The 2,092-nt window shown below is 48.7% G+C and carries 2 protein-coding genes; both read right to left on the bottom strand.

The genetic code is table 11. The annotated features are described in order from the left end of the window. Nucleotides 1–587, bottom strand: a 587-nt coding sequence (locus AC4E7D_RS07285) for a PKD domain-containing protein (protein WP_490173152.1), incomplete at its 3' end; no start/stop codon positions are given. 136 nt (nucleotides 588–723) lie between these two features. Beyond that, nucleotides 724–2,092: lysine--tRNA ligase (gene lysS, locus AC4E7D_RS07280; RefSeq protein WP_490173151.1), on the bottom strand; the 1,369-nt coding region annotated here is incomplete at its 5' end.

Here is a 2,092-nt window from a genome sequence, read left to right as displayed (position 1 = left end):
TTTCCGCTGGGGTAAAAGTTGGCAAAGGCCGTATTACTGTTATAGGGTTTATCCGCCAGGTACTGGCTTTCGGTTTCGAAATTTTCATTCAATTCCCTGTAATAGAATTTTGCGCCTCCCATACCCACTTCGTCCGTGAGCAATTCAATGTAGAACAGGTTACCACTCTCGGGATTAAGTCCCAGTTCGAGGGGAATGGCAGAATAGCCCTCCGGGACTTCAGGATAGAGATAGAAACCTTCGATAGCCACCACTTCTACTTCAAGGCTGAAGGACTTGCTTTTGCCTTCTGCATTACTCGCGGTTAAGGTAATGGTGTATTCCCCGGCTTCTGAGTAGGTGACCTCTGGGTTCTCCAGGGTGCTGGCAGCTCCATTGCCAAAATCGTAAAGGAATACGGTTGCGCCTACAGAACAACTGGTGACCTGCAGGGATTCGCCCACCATAAGGACTTCCTGGCTTATTTCAAAACAAGCCACAAGGGCTTCTCCGGGATCGGGATCGGGGTCGGGTGCTTCTACTGTTTCCTCAGGAGAACAGGCAATAAACAGGAAGCAGCATAAGTAAAGTAGGTAAAATTGCTTCATACTAGCGTCTTTGGGGGTTTTGCTAGTATAAACGTTTGAGGGCCTACCTTTATTTCACCGGATCACACGGATTCGATGAACGGCATAAACAATTAACAGTTTGATTAGAAGTAAGTTAGGTTAAAAAAGTGCCAATTTATTCCTGGAGGACACAAGTAAGGGAATCTCCTTCCTTGACCACTTTTACCAGACCGAGTTTTCCGAGGGCTTTGATCCCCTTGTCCCAGGCCTTATTGCTCAGCCCTGCAGCGGCTTTCAACTCGGACAAAGGCATGGTCTTATGCGCTTTTAAAGGTTCCAGGATGGCTTTTTCATTGTCTTTAAGCTGTAAGGGCTTCTTTTCAGGTCGCATTTGTGGAAAAAACAGTACTTCCTGTATGGAGGAGTTATTGGTGAGCAGCATTACAAGCCGGTCGATACCAATCCCTATCCCGGAAGTAGGTGGCATCCCGTATTCCAGGGCCCTGAGGAAGTCCTGGTCAATAAACATCGCCTCGTCATCCCCCTTTTCAGAGAGCTTTAACTGCTCTTCGAAGCGATCCCGCTGGTCCAGGGGGTCATTCAGTTCCGAGTAGGCGTTCGCGATCTCTTTCCCGTTTATGATAAGCTCAAACCGCTCTGTAAGTCCGGGTTTGTCCCGGTGTGCCTTGGTCAGCGGGCTCATTTCCCTGGGATAGTCGATAATAAAGGTCGGCTGCACAAAGTGAGGTTCACATTTTTCACCAAAGATCTCATCGATCAGCTTCCCAACCCCCATGGTTTCATCTACCTCTACCTCAAGTTTTTTCGCGACTTCCCTCAGCTCAGCTTCGTCCATGCCAGAGATGTCGTAACCGGTGTATTTTTTAACGGCATCCAGGATGGGGATCCTTGGGTAGGGGGCTTTGAAATCAATCTCCTGTTCCCCCATCTTCGTTTTGGTAGTTCCGTTGGCATCGATGGCTACTTTTTCGAGCAGTTCTTCCGTAAGGTCCATCATCCAGTGGTAATCCTTGTAGGCCACATAGAGTTCCATGATGGTAAACTCCGGATTATGGGTACGGTCCATTCCCTCATTGCGGAAGTCCTTGGAAAACTCATACACCCCGTCAAATCCTCCTACGATAAGCCTTTTTAAATAGAGCTCATTTGCGATACGCAGGTAAAGCGGGATGTCCAGTGCATTGTGATGGGTGATAAAAGGCCGTGCAGCAGCCCCTCCTGGGATGGGTTGTAAGATTGGCGTCTCTACTTCCAGATAGCCCTTCTCGTTTAGGAATTCACGGATGCTATTGGTGATGCGCGTCCTTTTGATAAACGTTTCCTTTACAGAAGGATTAACGGCCAGGTCTACATAGCGCTGCCTGTAGCGTAATTCCGGGTCTGAGAATTCGTCATATACCCTCCCTTCGGCATCGGTTTTGGGCAGGGGCAGGGGACGGAGCGATTTACTCAGCAAGGTAAAATGCTTCACCATAACGGTTTTCTCCCCGACTTTGGTGGTAAACAGTTCGCCCTCAACACCG

This window comes from Lentiprolixibacter sp., from assembly GCF_982873095.1.
The sequence above is the reverse complement of the archived record's forward strand: the minus strand, read 5'-3'. Positions and strand labels throughout refer to the sequence as shown.